The organism is Geofilum rubicundum JCM 15548 (genome assembly GCF_000974365.1).
In the GTDB taxonomy this organism is placed as follows: Bacteria; Bacteroidota; Bacteroidia; order Bacteroidales; family Marinilabiliaceae; genus Geofilum; species Geofilum rubicundum.
Genome location: NZ_BAZW01000053.1, coordinates 1 through 17,289, shown reverse-complemented (window position 1 = coordinate 17,289; position 17,289 = coordinate 1). Strand labels below are relative to the sequence as shown.

Below are 17,289 nucleotides of genomic sequence, written 5' to 3'. Positions count from 1 at the left end.
TTTTCCATTAATTGTTACTTTCCCGCATCTCAAAAATACGAAATATCCTATTATTTGGCAATTTAATTTCACCACTGACAATGGCCATCCTGTTTTTGAACGCGTCATTCATCTTTGATGAATTTTATGCTGGATTAAAAATGGCAGTTAATAATCGGCTGTGCTGCTTTGCTCACAAAGAAACTGTTTGATGAGATTCGACGTAGTTGAAAACTACGCCGAGCAATGAGAAATAAAACGACAACGGGCAATGAAGATAAATACCAGGCTGGGCAATGGGCTATTAAAAGCAATTTTAATTTTTACCTTTCCCCTTCAAACAATTCTTTTCTTTTGTTGTTTAATCTTTTGAGTATCGGAATTAAACAGAACTTCAAAACAGGTATTAATTACTGAACTTTTGCTTTAATTCTACGTTAACTCAGAATCTGTTTAAGCTATCTTTGAAACAGGTTCTCTGGTATAAAAGGTACAGGAGGAAAAACCTCTCACCTGGAAAGATGTAAAGCCAATGGTTTTTGGTATGAAAAGAGCAATAAATGACAAGAAGCAGTGATATAACGGCCACGGTAGAATGGGAAAGTCCCTCTAATCTGGCCATTGTTAAATACTGGGGCAAGCAGCGCGTGCAGGAACCGCTGAATCCCAGCATCAGTTTTTCGCTTAAAAATGCGGTGACCCGTACCAAAGTCTCTGCTCAGCCGGCAGAAACAGCTGGTTTCACCTTTACACTGGACGGCGTAAAAAAGGAATCCTTTAATGATAAAGTTGAAATATTTCTGGAGAAAACCCGTCCCTACCTGCCTTTCATCCGCAAGCACCATTTAACCATCGAAAGCACCAATACCTTTCCCCACTCCTCAGGCATTGCCTCCTCGGCCAGCAGTATGAGCGCTTTGGCGCTTTGTCTGACCGAGTTGCATAACATCAGTCTGGGAAAAGAGACGCCCCTGCCCGACCCGGTTATGGTATCCGGTCTGGCCCGTTTGGGCTCAGGAAGTGCTTGCCGCTCCGTTTTTGGGGGATGGACGCTGTGGGGGAAATACGCTGGGATGAAGGAGAGTACGGATATGTACGCCATGCCGGTGAACGACCTTGAAATCGCTGACGATTTCAAAAACATTCAGGATGCGATCCTTCTGATCGATCCGGAAAGAAAAAAGGTCAGCAGCAGTGCGGGACACGGATTGATGGACCAGCATCCCTTTAAGGAGGCGCGCATCGAACAAGCCCACCAGCACACCGAAAAATTACTGGAAATTCTGAAATCAGGCCATTGGTCCCAATTCTTTGAAATAGCCGAAAATGAAGCGCTCACACTGCACGGATTGATGATGAATTCATCCCCTTCCTATACGCTGTTGCATCCCCGTTCGCTGGAAGCCATTGCCAAAATAAGGGAAGCGCGTGAGATAGACGGATTAACCGTTGGCTTTAGCATGGATGCCGGTCCCAACATCCACCTGCTGTATCCCCGATGGGAAGAAGCCAAAGTCAGGCCCTGGATAGAGCAAGCACTGGCTCCGCTTTGTGCCGGGGGACAGGTTTTATATGATCAATTGGGCGGCGGACCGGCAAAATTGTAGTTAACAACAGATATTCAACGAATATGTCGAAAGAAAACAGTCAGAACAGCGATACCTTTCACTCCAAAATCATGCTTTTTGGAGAGTACAGTATTATTTTGGGTTCCATGGGGTTAACCATTCCCTATGCCCATTTTAATGGTTCATTGGGCTTTATCAATAAAAACAGGTACACCGATCTGGACTACGCCCGACGTAGCAATATGTTGTTGACCGAGTACTACGACTATATTCAATCATTGGCGCAAAGCGACCGGCTGCCGGAGAATTTTGATGCCGATCGCATGGGCAGTGATTTGGCCAATGGGCTCTATTTTGAATCCACCATACCGGAAGGTTATGGTCTGGGCAGTAGCGGGGCCTTGGTAGCAGCTCTGTACCACCGGTATAAAAAAGATAAGCCGCTGGCCCGCAGAGCGTCCGACGTCAACGAAGTCCGCCAGCTCAAGAAAGAACTGGCTGTACTGGAATCCTGGTTCCATGGCACCAGTTCCGGCATTGATCCGCTTATTTGTTACATGAAACACCCCTTGCTGCTGACCGAGGAGCAAAACATTTCACCGGTGGGCATTCCCAAATACAATCTCACCTCAGAAGACGCTATTTTTTTGCTGAACACCGGCAAACCGGGCAAGACGGCTCCTTTGGTTGAGGATTTTATGAATAAATGCCAGGACGAAAAATTTCTGAATCTGATGAAAGACGAGTACATCCCCCTGAGCAACAGCTGCATCAAGCATTTAACCGATGGGAATCTCGACAAGTTTACCAGTACCCTCCAAGAGCTCTCCTTTTTTCAGGCCACTCATTTTAGCGCCATGATACCGGCCTCTATTGAAATGGAATGGATTTATGGTTTCAGCTCCGGCAAGTACTTACTCAAGCTATGCGGTTCGGGCGGTGGAGGATTTGTGTTGGGCTTTACCCGCGCCTACCGGGAAGTCAAGGAGCGCTTCATGGAGAAGGGCATGGAAATCATCCCCGTGTACCAAATAAAATAGTCAACCACCAAGGCTGGTGGTTGGCTACTATCAAGGGATATCAGCAAACAAAACGACTAATGTAATGGCTTGCTTTTAAGTTTAGATGGCTTTGCCACCCCGTTCCCCGGTACGAATGCGAATGCACTCCTCCAAAGGGGTTACAAAAATCTTTCCATCACCAATTTCACCTTCAATATTGACCGATGAACGCGCCGCAGAAACAATGGCCTCAATGGTCTTTTCTACATACTCTTCATTCACGGCAATTTCAATTCTCATTTTTGGCGACAGGTTGGGAACGATGCGCTTGCCACGGTACATCTCTTCACGGCGCTGAGCGCCGTGACCCGAAACGCGGCCTACGGTAATACGGGTAATCCCTGCGTTCACCAATGACTCGTGAACCTTTTCCAATTGATACTCCCGAATAATTGCAGTTATAAGTTTCATGTGTCTACTATTTGTTTTTTAATGGCCACATGGAACTCACCACTTAGTCAATCCCATGTGTGATAATGGTTTGCTCATGGCTCGTTTCATGTGCGTATAATTTGTTTTTTAATGGCCACATGGAACTCGCCACTTAGTCAATCCCATGTTTGATAATGGTTTGCTCATGGCTCGTTTCATGTGATTTTTTATTTTGTTTCTAGTTTGGATTCAACATACCATAACCCCGCTCCCCATGGAAAGAACGATCCAGTCCTTCCATCTCTTCATTAGCAGTCACTCGCAGTCCGCCAAATCGCTTCATGATAAACAGAATAATGAAAGTTACCACAACAGCATATCCAATGGCAATACCAACGGCCGCAGCCTGTACGCCCAATTGCTGCCAAAGCGTCCAGCTTCCACCGGCAGCTTCAGCTGCGCTGGCCATCCAGGAATCCCGGATAAAGAACACCAGAAAAATGGCACCTACTATACCACCAATACCATGCAGACCAAAGGCATCCAGACTATCGTCATAACCCAACCTGTCTTTCAATTGGATGGCATAATAGCAAATCAAGGAAGAAGCAAATCCCAATATGATGGCACCATAAGGTTGAACAACCCCAGCGGCAGGCGTCACCGCCACCAAACCGGCCAAAATACCACTGGCAAAGCCCAAAGCTGTGGCTTTTCCCAAATGGATGTACTCAATTACCATCCAAGCCAAAGCGCCCGCTGCAGCAGCCACCTGTGTGGCTGTCAAAGCCTGCGCAGTGGCCAATCCGCTCGACACGCTGCTACCGGCATTGAAACCAAACCAGCCTACCCAAAGCAGACCAGCGCCTATCAGGGTCATCACCAAATTACTGGGTCGCATTTGCCCTATTTTATAGCTGCGTCGACCACCAATATAGAGGGCAGCCACCAGACCGCTGACACCAGCCGAGATATGAACCACGGTACCTCCGGCAAAATCAATGGCTCCATCGGCTCCCATATTAAATAAAAAGCCATCAGATGCCCATACCCAGTGGCAAAGGGGGTTATAGACAAATAAACCCCAAAGGGTAATGAATACCAGGTAGCCCTTAAAAGAGACCCGTTCGGCAAAGGCACCGGCGATCAAAGCAGGTGTTATAATGCAAACTTGCCCTGAAACATGCTAAAAACATACTCCGGAACCCCTTCTTCCATAATAGTGGTATCAATCCCCTTTAAAAAGAAATAGTCCCAGTTCCAGCCGATCCATCCGCCCAAAATATTTTCGCCAAAACTCATGCTGTAGCCCACGGCTACCCACAAAACACTCATCACTCCCATGGCGGCAAAACTGTGCATCATGGTTCCCAACACGTTTTTAGAGCGGACCAGTCCGCCATAAAACATGGCTAAGCCCGGTATCATAAGCAATACCAGTGCGGTGGATGTAATCATCCAGGCTGTAACGCCGGTATCAATACCATTTTCTTCTGAGGCAAAACTCAATGTAGGTACCAACAAAAGCATTAAAACCGCAGTAACTAATTTTTTCATTCCTTAATGGTTTAGATTATTAATTAATAGGTGCCACAAAAATATGTATGAAAAATTATAAAAACTACATTTTTGTTACTTTTTTAATACTAGCCCCTATTAATTTATACCCATTATCAATAATTAGATTGTATTTTAAACCATCAACCCCGCAAAACAACAACCCCTACTTTAAATTTATGCGTAAATTAGAAACACCACCCTTTATCCAGATCACCAACAAAAAACCTACAAATAAGTCATATTGTAAAGCCACCCCATAAAAATAGCGAGCAGCTAACACCAATGATTCTGCCACGCAACCTTAATCAAGAAGATCCATCATATCGTTGTTCCTATATACAATAAAACCATCGAGCTATGAAACAACCATTCTATTTTGCCTTAGCCTTTATGGGCATAATATTTTTGTCGTGCGACAAGAATGATTCAAAGGACAGTGCATCCGAAACCAATGTCCATCTGAACAAAAGCTCCAGTGACTTTGCAAACATTTTCGACAACCCTTCCGCCGAAAACAGCGATCCTTTTGAGCTTAATTACGTTGAATTGGAAGAAGGTATCATCAAGATATCTGTTTCTTACAGTGGTGGTTGCCAACCGCATATTTTCACCATTACCTGGGATGAAATCATCCGAAGCAGTAATCCTCCCGGCATGAACCTGATCCTAACGCACGATGCCAATGGCGATAATTGTGAAGCGTATATTACTGATATACTTGAGTTTCCCATCGACCATCTTCTCGACTCCATTTCCATCGCCAATCTCTCCGTCTCCGCCTACAGCGGTTACAGTCAGAGTGATTCAACCACCTACGAAGCGCCTGATTATGACTTCGACTTTGAACAGACGGACACATGCAGCTTCGTTGTAACAGCCAAAAAAGTGATATGCGGTGCCGGGCTGTACGACAATCTTTGGTTGGGACTTTCAGACAGCATACACTCCGGACATGAAGATTACTATTTTTCAAAATATTTACAACCGGTGGATATTGATGCGGCTATTGCCGGATTTATTCCTCAAGAGGGACAACAATACATCGTTGGTGTCAGAATTCAGGAAGCGCATGCGTACATGGATGAACCCGTTTGCATGGCCTATTCAGGCCCATCTGTTCCGGTCAAAATCATGTGTATTGAACCGTTGAATTGATGCAACTAATGAGACATGCCACCAGCCCGTCTTCTGAATAGGCGGCCATAGCAAAGAAAACTATTACCTTATCCGGTTGAGCCACATCACCACTCCTGTAAAAGGCAGGGCTGTGGCAATAAGAGCGGATAAGAAATACAGTATTTTGGTAAACATTCCGAAAATTTCTCCGGTATGCAGCGCTTTTATGGATTGTGCCACCTGCCCATTGAAGGGTTTATCAGAAAACCTGTCCACATTTACCACCTGGCCATTTAGCAGGTCAACAGACAACCGGTCGCTACCCGAAAAGGCAAAAAAACCTGTGCGACTTTTCATCACGCTCACCACGGTGCCTGTTTCGTGGGGCGGCACGATACGATAGTTTCCTTTATAAGGAAATTCAGCATCCGCAACGGATAACACATGCTGATATGAATAAAGCGCAGACCGGTCCAAAACCGCTGAATCTTTTTCTTCCACTTGTTCATCCAGCTGTTTACTGTTGGCCTGTTCCGGCGGCCCACCACGCTGTGGTGCTTCAACACCCAGCACATCATAAATACCCTGCCGGTACCACTGAAAGGACCAAAATGGACCGGTAAGTGACATGATCAGGATGAAAAATGCGGCATAAAACCCAAGGTTTCGGTGAATGGTATGGTTATTTCGCTGCCATTTGCCGGAAAATTTCACCTTCAAACCCTTGTACCAGCTTTTGGCCTTTTGGGGCACCCAAATCATTAATCCACTCACTATTAAAAATGTACAAATAATGGCTGTCCACCCTACAATCGGTTTTCCCAAACTTCGATCCAGCAGCAGCCACCTGTGCAAATGCAAAACGGTACGAAAAAAAGCCTGCCCCTTTAAGTCTTCCTGAATCTTAACCTCCAGGGTGTAGGGGTTTACAAGGTAGGCAGTCCCCCGTCCCCGTTCACCCTCACGACGTACAAAGGCGGTCCACACCTCCTTTTCTGAGACGGGAATAGAAAGTGACAACACCTCCCCATCAGAGTAATGGCGAACCTCCTCAAGCACTTCTTCAACCGGTTTTACCTGTGCAAGGGACGGGACATCTATTTTAAATACGTCCCTGTTAAGCAAAGCGATGATCTCGCTTTGAAAAACATAAATGGTGCCGGTGGCACAAACAATGGTTAATACCAAAGCACTGGCAAGCCCCAGCCATAAATGAAGTTTCAGGAAAACATGTCGAATGCTTTTCCAAGCCTTGCTCCTACTTGTCATTAATTTTTCTTTTTTATTCCATTAATAAATGCCCAAGAATCACCCGGAGAAGAATTTCCGGGTGATTAAATAGCGGGCAATAAAATACTGTATTAAAAAATACCTTCGACAAAAATATTGCCTTTGTCCAGCTCCAATCCGGTTGTGAAGGCGTTGGGGTCAGTGGACTCTATGTCAAAAATGTAAACAAAGGGATCCGATTCGCCGGCGCTTCCTACGGGACTAACCGCCATGTAAAACTGACCGTCGATGCTTACGCCATTTTGATAGCCAAAGAGGTTCGACATGGGTACATTCATCTTTATGGCCGTTTGATTGTTTAGATCTATCCGCACCACGCCCCACTGGTTGTTTTCATCCCCGGCATTGGGAAATTGTGCCGACATGTAACAGATGCCGCCACCGGCATGGTACCAGTTATTGGTATTAAACGCTTCCCCCAAGGCAGCCGTGACATCAAAGGCCCAGCTGTCATCATAAACACCATCTTTTAACCTCAAAATCATTGTGGTATTACCTTCTAACGCACGGTTGGCCTGATAAACATAGCCGTCATAGGCATGCATGTTGCTCCCCCTGTAACCGTTCGTATTCCCGTCACCTTTGTCAGAACGAATATACCTGGGATTGGTCAGGGAAGGATAATCCAGCACAATGGTATGCATGCCGGTCAGAGGAATGTTCGCATCCAAAGCCCTGCGTCCTACCCCGTAGTAAATTTTATCACCCAATACCGTTGGCGCATCTACCCGAAAAACATAGGCCTTTCCTTCAAGGTCCCATGCTTCGGCTGGAATGGTCCAGGTTTCCATAATATCGGCAATGGCCACCAAGGGTATCTCCATGCGGGTAACATACATATCGGCCGCTTTATTTATGCCATTGCCTCATCCTCAATATCGCGGGCAATTATGTTGTGAATAAGAATGGTTTCTTCATTGATTTTCCACGGTCGGACATGGGGAATACCCCCCATAACCGGAGCCACATCCAGTTCTTTTACTTTCGTGTAACTTCCGTTGTTATAACTGAATTTTTGTAAGTAGCCGCCACCATAATCAAACACATAAACCCAGCCCAAATCATCTGTAAATACACGCGCTGAACGAACCGGATTAAGCGCATACCCGTTTCCTTTAAACGACAGGGAGCCTTTCGTCAAATCTTCAACAGCGGCCATATAAACCTCCGAATCCTTACCATCAAAGCGGGCAGCAATATGAAATACGCGTGGCGTGTTTTCCTCAGGCTCCTGATTGTTGGGGTCATCATCATCAGAACAGGAGACCGCGAATAACATTAATGCACTAAAAAACAGAAGAGAAATTAAACGTACTTTTTTCATAACTATCAATTTTTATTGTTTTTATTGTATTAAAGACTTAATTCAACAGATCGTCAGGTTAATAAATCAAACCAATAACGAACTATTATTAATTGGGACGAATTAAAAAATGGCATAAGCATTTTAGCTGAAAGCGTTCTGCCTGGTCTTTGAATGGCAAAATTGTCAAATGACAATTCATTTAAAATATTTTTTCCATCCAGACTCAATGTCAGCCTTTCACCCGGAAAGACATACGACACACTTACATCGTTCAAAAACTGATGGGGCACAATGGGTTTGTTCTGGCTTCCGATAATGCTCCAGTCGAAATGGAATTCGTTAATAAAGGAAGTGTACCAGTTGAAACTGATCCGATCGCCCTGTTTAAATAAGTGCTCCTTATTGTATTCGGCGCTGCCTCCAAATGTCAGGTAGGGCATATTGGGCTCCCGCGATTGGTAGTTGAGGTTCTCGGAACCATTTTGGGTATATTTCTCCATAAATCGAGAGTCGAGATAATACCCCTGAAGCATAAAGTGCCATTGCACACCCATTCGATAATCCAATTGAGCTTCAACACCTCTGGAGATAATATGGCCGATGTTATTGAATACAGAGTAGCTGTCGTCGCCACGCACAACGATGGATCGCTTAATGCGGTCATAGGTATCCCTGAAAAAAAACGAGGTATTTAGTTTCAATTCATTGCTGTTTGTCTTGTACAGGGTAAACATGCCGCCCAGGTTGACATTCAGACTTTTTTCAGGTTCAAGGTTGGAAGATTCAACAATTTCATCCGACACATTGCCAAAAACCTCGTTCGCAGTGACCAATCTAACCGCCTGTTCTACAGAGGCATTGAACCGAACAGCTGGCGTAAGTGCAAAACTGGAGGTAGCACCATAACCCCAATTGTCATCAGGTCTTGAGTAACGAATGGTATCCAGCACGCCATTGGCATACTCCATTCTGTCTTGCTTAAGGTGGTTGTAATAGTGTTTGACAAAGATGGAATGCTTCAATTTTTCGTTGAAAAAGGTATTTTGATAAGTCAGGCCAGTGATCTGTTTGTTCACTCTGTTCTCACTTCCATAATTCCGCAATTCGACTGCACGAAGTTCATCATCTGAGGAACGGATAAAATAGTTATTGGAATAATTTAATCCCAACATATGGTTTTCCAGAAAAGCATAGGACACAGAAGCCCGGGCCACATAATTCCTGTTGTTATTCACATTCAAAGAGGCATTTCTGCCTTCACCCGGCAACCGTGTAACCCCGCCAACATGCGGAATTAAATTTCCAAACCAGTCGTAACGATTGGTAGTGGTATCCACCGTAGCCCTTTCAGAAACCGCGTATTGAACATTCATGGACACATCCAGTCCCTCAAACAGCGCATTGTTTTTCACATAAATCACCGCCGGTGCCAGGGTCCAACTTTCAGTAAACCGCTCCCCGTAAGGCGAAATCATCCTTGGGCCATGCTGCGATTCTTTGTAATCTTCCGACGCATTGATGGATAAAAACAGCTGGTCGGCCCACTTTCTACCCGAAAGGCCGAGATCCACCTTGGCCCCGTAAGATTCGTAGCCGTCGTTGAAACGGCGGACTTTAACCCCCTGATCGATGATGGTTAAAAATTCAGGATTACGAGAGCCATCGGGTAGAAATTCATTGTAATCTTTAATCTTTATGTCGTCTGACCAAACAAAGTAATTATTGTCGGATGCATTATAAAAGGTAGAAAATCGGGTCGTAAGTCCGGATTTAACCTCCTGCCAGGAGCCGTTGACATCCGCACGATGCGTATTAAAAGACCCATGCGAATAGGAAACATTGAGCGCTTGGTTGCTCCCGGCGCCCTCTTTCAATTGCTTGGTAACGATGTTGATGGCTCCCCCCATAGCATCGTTGCCAAATTCAATGGGCACCACCCCCTTGTAAACATCAATGCGTTCAATGAGCGAAATGGGGAGACTGTTGACCGAGTAAGAAGCCCCATAAGATTCGGCAGGCACCCCGTCGATAAAAATCCGAACAGCGCTTCCCGACAAGCCATTGATGTTGTATTGGGTATGGGACCCCATGCCGCCATTTCGGCGCACCCGCAAACCAGGCGTTTTATCAAGCACCTCATTTATTTCGGCCGATTTTTTCTGCAAGTGTCGGGTGTCCACCGAAGTAACGGCAAAACCACTTCTTTCTATGCGTGCAGCCCGGGATTCACCCCGCACCAGAACCTCATCCAACTTCTCCGTATTTTCTTTTAAAATAAAATGTAAGCGAAGAGGTCTTCCGGAATTATGGCCTCTGGCCGAAACTGTCTTCGCCATGGATTGATGGCCAATGAATGAAGCGACAATCGTCATTTCATCCGTCATGGATGCATAAAGGGTAAAACGCCCATTAACATCGGTCTGAACGCCCTGCGTGGTGTTTTGAATGTGGACTGTAGCTCCCGGCAGTGGTTCATTTTTCTGGTTAACCACTCTGCCATGAATGGCTTAACAGATGTTTCGCCAAAGGCAGACAGAGATAATGTCAACAAAAAAGAAATTAAAAGTACCCTCATGGTCAATTTTTCCTTGTACTTATTTAGACTGATTACATGCAACAAAATTAGAAGTAAGGACAGTGCCCAACAATCGCTATTTGTAGCGGTTTTTGGAGACACAAAAGGGTACTGGCTGAAGAAAAAAATTTCTGAGTGAGGGAGGTGTTTAAGTACCCGCAGTCAGCTATTTAACCAGATCAACCAGAAAGGAGAGGAATAATATTTTGTTAAGCTAAATTCGGGAAACACTGCTAAAAGTGGTTAGATCAACTTTGGAAAGTAAAAAACGGCATTAAAATAGTCGTACACTACAACCGACAAAAGAAACCATATTTCTCCCCACTTTAAGGATAGTTTTTAATAAATTTGTTAGATTTTTCATCCAACAAATACACCACCGTAATGATTGACAAAAAACTGATCCAAAAATACGATAAGCCACTCCCCAGATATACCAGCTATCCACCCGCCACCAGCTTCCATGCCGAATATACCGCTGACGATTACAAAAAATCCGTCCAGCTATCCAACCAGCAAGAACCACAGGGCATATCCCTGTATTTACACATCCCTTTTTGTCCACGCCTCTGCCTCTATTGCGGATGCACCACCCTCATTACCCGTCAGGATGAAATGATCGCCAACTACCTCGAAGCCCTTAAAAAAGAAATCACCATGGTGGCAGAATGGCTGGATTTGACGCGACCCGTCACCCAAATTCATTGGGGAGGTGGCACCCCCAATGCCTTGTCGGCCGAACAGGTGGGCGACATCATGGCCCTTATCAACAGCACCTTTAAAGTAGAAGCAACCACCGAAATAGCCATCGAGTGTAACCCTGCCCATCTCACCCTCGAATACCTCGATGCCCTCTTTGAAATGGGCTTTAACAGAATCAGTCTGGGCATTCAGGACTTTAACGAGGAAGTGCTCAACACCGTGCACCGCGATTTGCCCAATTTGCCCATCGACACGCTCACCCAATACATACGGCAACATGGTGTGGGGGTTAACTACGACTTTATTTACGGGCTTCCCGGACAAACAGAGGCGTCCTTTGCACAGACCATTCAAAAGGCACTGGAGTTGAGGCCCGACCGACTCGTCACCTTCTCCTACGCCCATGTGCCCTGGGTGAAGCCACATCAAAACATACTCGAGAAAGCCGGTCTGCCCAGCGCTGAAGAAAAACTGGCCATGTTCACCACGGCCTATCAGATGATGGTCGACAGTGGCGACTATGTGGCCATCGGCTCGATCACTTTGCCCTTAAAGAAGACCATCTGAGCAGAGCCCTCAGCAACCATCAGCTGCACCGCAATTTCCAGGGCTATTGTACACGGGAGACCACCGGACAGGTATATGCATTTGGCATGTCGGCCATCAGTCAGCTGTTCGACAGCTACGCCCAAAACACCAAGAACATCAAAGCTTACATCGACCTCATCAACAGCGGACAACCCGCCATTGAAAAGGGCTATCGATTGCCGGACGACGAGCTCATCATCAAGGAAGTGATAACCGAACTCATGTGCAACAACCGGCTCGACTGGCAAGAGTTGGCACAAAGGCTCCAAACCGATGCGGCCCAACTCAAAGCCATCACCCGCTACAGCGAAGAAAAAATGCAGCCCTACGTCGCAGACGGCCTTTTGTTAATTAACAATGATACGCTGAACATTACAGAATCCGGACGGTTTACTATAAGAAACATCGTGGCAGAACTGGATCCCAAACTGAACAGTGACAACCAACGGTTTTCAAAAAGCATCTAAACAGGAAAAGTTTTAAACACAATGCCTGCATCAGATGTTTATGTGGATAAATCAAACGAAAAGTAATGACTGACAAATCGGCTGTAATCATTGGAGCCGGACTAACCGGATTAACAACTGCTTTTTACCTGAAAAAAGCAGGCTGGAAAGTCACCATCCTCGAAAGAAGTAAGCGCGCAGGCGGCTCCATTCAAACGCACAGGGAGAATGGATTCATCTTTGAAAGCGGACCCAATACAGGTATTGTGTCGCACCCCGAAGTCGCCGATCTCTTTGCCCAATTAGGGGACCAATTACAAGTAGAGCCCGCCAACGAAGAAGCCAAACAACGCCTTATATGGAAAGGATGCCGCTGGCATGCCTTGCCGTCCGGACTCAAAGCCGGGGTCAAAACCCCGCTTTTTGCCTGGAGAGACAAACTTAGAATTCTGTTAGAGCCCTTCCGTAAAAGAGGTAACAATCCCGATGAAACGCTCGATGAATTGGTGCGTCGACGCCTGGGCGACACCTTTTTAGATTATGCCGTAGATCCCTTCATTCTGGGCATCTATGCCGGAGACCCCTCCAAGCTGGTGACGCGCTATGCGCTTCCCAAGCTCTACCAACTCGAGCAGAACTATGGCAGCTTTATCAAAGGCACCATTAAAAAAGCGAGGCAGGCCAAATCGCCCGAAGAGCGGAAAGTCACCAAGCAGATGTTTTCCATCACCGGCGGACTGGACAAGCTGACAGAGGCCCTTTACAATGCCATTGGTGAAGAGAACTTCCAGTTCGACTGTCGCCGCACCACCATCTACCCCAAAAACGGCAGCTATTCCGTCACCTATGCCCGTGAAGGCGAAAGCTACGAAATCACCAACGACACCGTCATCACCACCACCGGTGCCCACGAAATCGGCAACCTCCTCCCCTTCCTCAACAAAGAAGAGAAGGACACCATCAGCGACCTCATCTATGCCAAAGTCGTACAGGTAGCCATCGGCTTCAAATGCTGGCGTGGCCTTCCCCTGAAAGCATTTGGGGGACTGGTCCCCCACAAGGAAAACCGAAAAGTGCTGGGCATCCTTTTCCCCTCCGCCTTTTTGAACGGACGGGCCCCGGAAGGCGGCGCCCTTTTATCCGTCTTTTTAGGCGGCGTGCGCCATCCTGAAATTGTGCAGCTCGACGACCAGATCATCAAAGCCATGGTCATGGAGGAGCTCAAGTGCATGATGCTCATCCCCGACGAAGAACCCGATCTGTTCAAGATCTTCCGCTACGCCAATGCCATACCCCAGTACGGCGTGAGCACCGGCGAGCGCTTGAGCACCATCGGTAAAATCGAAGGCCAGTTCCCCGGCCTCATCCTGGCCGGCAACCTGCGCGACGGCATCGGCATGGCCGACCGTATAAAGCAAGGCGTCAACATTGCCAAATTTTTACAAAAGACTACTTAGCAACAACTTACCCCAAAACCCCTGAAAACACGGCAAAAAAATACCATTTTCACCAAAAATAAATCCCCTTTTTGTTTTGCAAATAAAATTAAACCCCTATTTTTGCAACCGCATTAGGAGAGATGGCAGAGTGGTCGATTGCGGCGGTCTTGAAAACCGTTGTACCGAGAGGTACCGGGGGTTCGAATCCCTCTCTCTCCGCTGAAAAAGGTTACCATGAAAATGGTAGCCTTTTTTTTATGACTAAAATTGAGGGATTCGAACAGAAGCGGTGGCCGGGTTCCAACCAAATCCTGTCTTTAGCTACATAGGGCAAAACCCGTAACAATAAATCTACCTGTGCTTTATATGTGGACAAAATCATAATTCGGCCAATTCTTTAGGGACTGATATTAAATATTTTGGGATGTGAACGCCGTTTTCTGCAAGCATCCGATTTCCGGTTCCTATGCCAATCTGGTCGGTTTTTAGGAATTGAAACCATTGGTGGTTGGCCTTTTCAGCCATAAACAGGAACAAGCGTTTAACCTTGACAGAATTACAGACGTTCAACAATTCATTAACCAGCTTTGGCTTTAAATTTACCAGCCCTTCAAATAAGTGGAAACACTCCACCAAATCCATTTTTTGTGGAGCAAGATACAGGCACTCCAGGATAGCCCGTTCCGGCGTAGAAACATATAAAAGGATTTGGTTCTGCTCCATTTCTTTGATGCCCGAATCCGCTTGCAAAAAGGAACTTTGATGGTGCTGTATATCCAGCTTCCAATCGTAATCAACAAACCATTTAGGAAGCTTGGTTTTTAAAGGGGAGAACAGCTGCAATGATTCATTGTGCATTCTGAAATAATGGCTAATGCCCTGCAATGCCAATGCGGACAATCCACCCACATGAACATTGATGTCGGTCTGTTTTTGTATGGCATTCAATGCGCCTTGCCACGCAACGGCATCGCCCGGTCTTTTATAGGCACTTCTCCCTATGGATTCGAGCCAGCCACTTTTTAGGTAGTATTTTTGCAAGTTTCGCGGTATGCCAAAGCTCTCCAGCCAATCAACCGTGACCACAGAACCGGGCTGCAATACCTTGAATAGTTTTTTTAAATATGTCTCTTTATGGGTAGTCATACTACTCTATTTGCAACAAATATAAAAAATAATATTCGAATTATTGCTTTTGTGTTTTTAAAAATATTGCTTTTGGGGTAGCCAGACTACCTTTTAAATGATATTTTTTTGAATCCAGGGATTTACTTCATCAACACCGCCTCCACCGGGCCGGCCTTTTAACGTTGTGACTCCTTCAATAGGATTTCTGAAAAATAAGTGAGGCTTGTTACACCAAAAGCACTCACTATTTCCTCCCCCAATTGTTCATTCAGTTTCTCATTTTTTACAACCGTAGCAAACTCCATTTTGCAATGATGGGGAGGGGCTTCGTCCAAAAATGGCTTAAATTCAAAGTTCCTGGGTTCACCTGGATATAAAAGCATGGCTTTTTCAGCCTGCCAGAAACGGTTGTAGGCATACATTTGTCGCAAATCAACCATAGATGCAGAAGCTGAGCCTGGTAGTTTCCATTTGGTATCTAAAATAAAAACCTCCTGTGTGGTTTTATTACGAATAACAACATCGGGTTGCAAATAATTGGAACTCAAGAACCGCCTTTTCTCCTGTCCCGTAACTGTATAGGATGATCCTTGAAGGTATTTTCGTAACATAACCAGAACATACTCTTCCCATAACTGGTTCATGTTAAAAAGAAGGGCCAGCATTTTTTCGTTTCCACCGGAAATATCGGGTGAATAGCTCAACAATATGAGTCGGGCAATTTCAAGCGGATAGGTATATGGTATCAATTTGCGATTAATACTGATACTATCCAGCAATGATGCCGTAACTGCTATGTCTTTTACTTCCGGAAAATTAAGCGCCACGCGCTTATACTTGTCATATAGCCAAGTCCCCCTTGTAAACTGGCCAATAAGCCCTAATGCTTTATAGAGGACCTGATGAATCAGATGATCTTTATCATATATCTGATGCGTTGTAAAAAAGCGCTCATGATGAATTAGATTGTGCCTAATTTGACCGGCAAATTCCATTTTCCCCTTAAAAGCTTTGACTTGACCGGTCTGGTTACGATATTGTTTTACCAGTCCCAGTCGGATGAGCTTTTCAAGTTCTGTAAGGTATAGATCAAAATAGACTTCCAAAAGATTGTAATACTGTCTGTTTACGTTTGCTCCGCCGGCACTTTCTGGCTTGAGCCTTCCACACGTTTTTAGCATTTGAATGAGGATGCCTCTCCAATAGTCTTTACTGCCACCTTTATCAGCTTTGGGCAGAATTTCAATACATAACCCATCCACCTGAATAACGCCCACAAAATGCTTAAATTTGATACCGTTGTAAACCGGATCAAAATATTGAAAGCCGTTCACTTCATTGAGTTTGACCAAGGCTTCCATGTGTTTCTTCTGAAACCCTTCGGCACCAATACTCAAGCGCTCGTGCTCAAAAACTTGTATGATTTTCAGCCTTGTCACCCTTGTTGATCTGTTTTACCCAACAATAAGCTAAGCGCCTTTATTATGGGGAATTCGTCATTGATAGGTTTTAACCTGAAACGTTCTTTTTGCAAATAGGCAATATCTTCATATCCGTCTATAACGGCAAATCGAGTCACCTCAGGTACTTTTTCAACAAATTCAGACCCTAACACCAATCCTATTTTTCCAAAATCACCAAAGAAATATTCCTGAAGCAGAGGGACAATTTTGTCTTTAAAAACCAGGCGTAAATCGTTTTCCGAATTCACAGTCAAAAAGTAGCTGTGCCCAATGGTATGGTCACGATCTATCAGGGCTTCAATCCGGTCATTAATAACGGTCAGTATCTCCTCTAAATAAATACTTTCAATCATCCCATTGGAAATGCCATGCTCTCTAATCAATGCTGGGTTGGGCAACATCTCTTCAAACGAAAAACGGCGTCGCAAAGCAGTATCAAGAGCCTCAACACTGCGGTCGGCGGTATTCATGGTACCTACAATGTAGAGGTTGGCAGGAACGCCAAACCAATCCTTACTGTATGGGAGTTGAGCTTGAAGAGCTTCAGCATTTCCTAATCTTTTGTCTGGCTCAATCAGCGTAATAAGTTCACCAAATATTGCCGCCACATTGCCGCGGTTGATCTCATCAATAATTAAAACATAGTTTTCAGGCGATGAATTTTCCTGATCACTGTTAAATGTCTTTTTAAAAGAT

General features: G+C 45.3%; 14 protein-coding genes, 1 tRNA gene and 1 pseudogene. 7 read left to right on the top strand and 9 right to left on the bottom strand.

Annotated features, from left to right (window positions below; translation table 11 throughout):
* Window positions 1–539 precede the first annotated feature (539 nt).
* Complete coding sequence (gene mvaD / locus JCM15548_RS16735) at window positions 540–1,586, top strand: diphosphomevalonate decarboxylase (protein ID WP_062127801.1); 1,047 nt, start codon at window positions 540–542, stop codon at window positions 1,584–1,586.
* Window positions 1,587–1,609: 23 nt separating this feature from the next.
* Window positions 1,610–2,587, top strand: coding sequence for a mevalonate kinase family protein (locus JCM15548_RS16730; protein WP_062127798.1), 978 nt, complete (start codon window positions 1,610–1,612; stop codon window positions 2,585–2,587).
* Between the two features lie 81 nt (window positions 2,588–2,668).
* On the opposite strand, the gene JCM15548_RS16725 is transcribed toward JCM15548_RS16730, so the two are convergent.
* Together JCM15548_RS16725 and JCM15548_RS16720 are read right to left on the bottom strand one after the other, a co-directional pair.
* Window positions 2,669–3,019 (bottom strand): P-II family nitrogen regulator, encoded by a 351-nt coding sequence (locus JCM15548_RS16725; RefSeq protein WP_062127797.1) that lies wholly within the window; start codon window positions 3,017–3,019, stop codon window positions 2,669–2,671.
* A gap of 199 nt (window positions 3,020–3,218) precedes the next feature.
* A pseudogene (locus JCM15548_RS16720) lies at window positions 3,219–4,390 on the bottom strand (ammonium transporter).
* 507 nt (window positions 4,391–4,897) lie between these two features.
* Here JCM15548_RS16720 and JCM15548_RS16715 point away from each other — a divergent pair.
* Window positions 4,898–5,695, top strand: a complete 798-nt coding sequence (locus JCM15548_RS16715; RefSeq protein ID WP_062127795.1) for a hypothetical protein — start codon at window positions 4,898–4,900, stop codon at window positions 5,693–5,695.
* A gap of 63 nt (window positions 5,696–5,758) precedes the next feature.
* Here the strand turns inward: JCM15548_RS16715 and JCM15548_RS16710 are convergent, their stop codons facing one another.
* The 4 genes from JCM15548_RS16710 to JCM15548_RS16695 form a co-directional block, all read right to left on the bottom strand.
* Entirely contained in the window at window positions 5,759–6,925 is a 1,167-nt protein-coding gene (locus tag JCM15548_RS16710) for a PepSY-associated TM helix domain-containing protein (protein ID WP_062127793.1), read from the bottom strand.
* 92 nt (window positions 6,926–7,017) lie between these two features.
* Complete coding sequence (locus tag JCM15548_RS16705; RefSeq protein WP_062127791.1) at window positions 7,018–7,785, bottom strand: DUF4374 domain-containing protein; 768 nt, start codon at window positions 7,783–7,785, stop codon at window positions 7,018–7,020.
* Window positions 7,786–7,799: 14 nt separating this feature from the next.
* Entirely contained in the window at window positions 7,800–8,270 is a 471-nt protein-coding gene (locus tag JCM15548_RS16700; protein ID WP_062127789.1) for a hypothetical protein, read from the bottom strand.
* A 53-nt stretch (window positions 8,271–8,323) separates the two neighbouring features.
* Window positions 8,324–10,744: a TonB-dependent receptor gene (locus JCM15548_RS16695; RefSeq protein WP_062127787.1), complete on the bottom strand. Its 2,421-nt coding sequence runs from the start codon at window positions 10,742–10,744 to the stop codon at window positions 8,324–8,326.
* 467 nt (window positions 10,745–11,211) lie between these two features.
* Between JCM15548_RS16695 and hemN the strand changes: the two genes are divergently transcribed.
* The 4 genes from hemN to JCM15548_RS16675 all read left to right on the top strand — a co-directional run bounded on the left by hemN (window position 11,212) and on the right by JCM15548_RS16675 (window position 14,221).
* Window positions 11,212–12,096, top strand: coding sequence for an oxygen-independent coproporphyrinogen III oxidase (gene hemN, locus JCM15548_RS24535; protein WP_227625964.1), 885 nt, complete (start codon window positions 11,212–11,214; stop codon window positions 12,094–12,096).
* Between the two features lie 86 nt (window positions 12,097–12,182).
* Window positions 12,183–12,584, top strand: coding sequence for an oxygen-independent coproporphyrinogen III oxidase (locus tag JCM15548_RS24530; protein ID WP_227625963.1), 402 nt, complete (start codon window positions 12,183–12,185; stop codon window positions 12,582–12,584).
* Between the two features lie 65 nt (window positions 12,585–12,649).
* The gene (gene hemG / locus JCM15548_RS16680; protein WP_062127783.1) at window positions 12,650–14,020 is read left to right on the top strand and encodes a protoporphyrinogen oxidase; all 1,371 of its coding nucleotides are present in this window, start codon (window positions 12,650–12,652) and stop codon (window positions 14,018–14,020) included.
* 116 nt (window positions 14,021–14,136) lie between these two features.
* Window positions 14,137–14,221, top strand: a tRNA-Ser gene (locus JCM15548_RS16675).
* A gap of 159 nt (window positions 14,222–14,380) precedes the next feature.
* On the opposite strand, the gene JCM15548_RS16670 is transcribed toward JCM15548_RS16675, so the two are convergent.
* The 3 genes from JCM15548_RS16670 to JCM15548_RS16660 all read right to left on the bottom strand — a co-directional run.
* Window positions 14,381–15,148: a type IV toxin-antitoxin system AbiEi family antitoxin gene (locus tag JCM15548_RS16670; RefSeq protein ID WP_062127781.1), complete on the bottom strand. Its 768-nt coding sequence runs from the start codon at window positions 15,146–15,148 to the stop codon at window positions 14,381–14,383.
* A 158-nt stretch (window positions 15,149–15,306) separates the two neighbouring features.
* Window positions 15,307–16,569 carry an McrC family protein gene (locus tag JCM15548_RS16665; protein WP_157482871.1) on the bottom strand — a complete coding sequence of 421 codons (1,263 nt, stop codon included), beginning with the start codon at window positions 16,567–16,569 and terminating at the stop codon, window positions 15,307–15,309.
* Window positions 16,566–17,289, bottom strand: a 724-nt coding sequence (locus JCM15548_RS16660; RefSeq protein WP_157482868.1) for an AAA family ATPase, incomplete at its 5' end; no start/stop codon positions are given. The genes JCM15548_RS16660 and JCM15548_RS16665, both read right to left, overlap by 4 nt.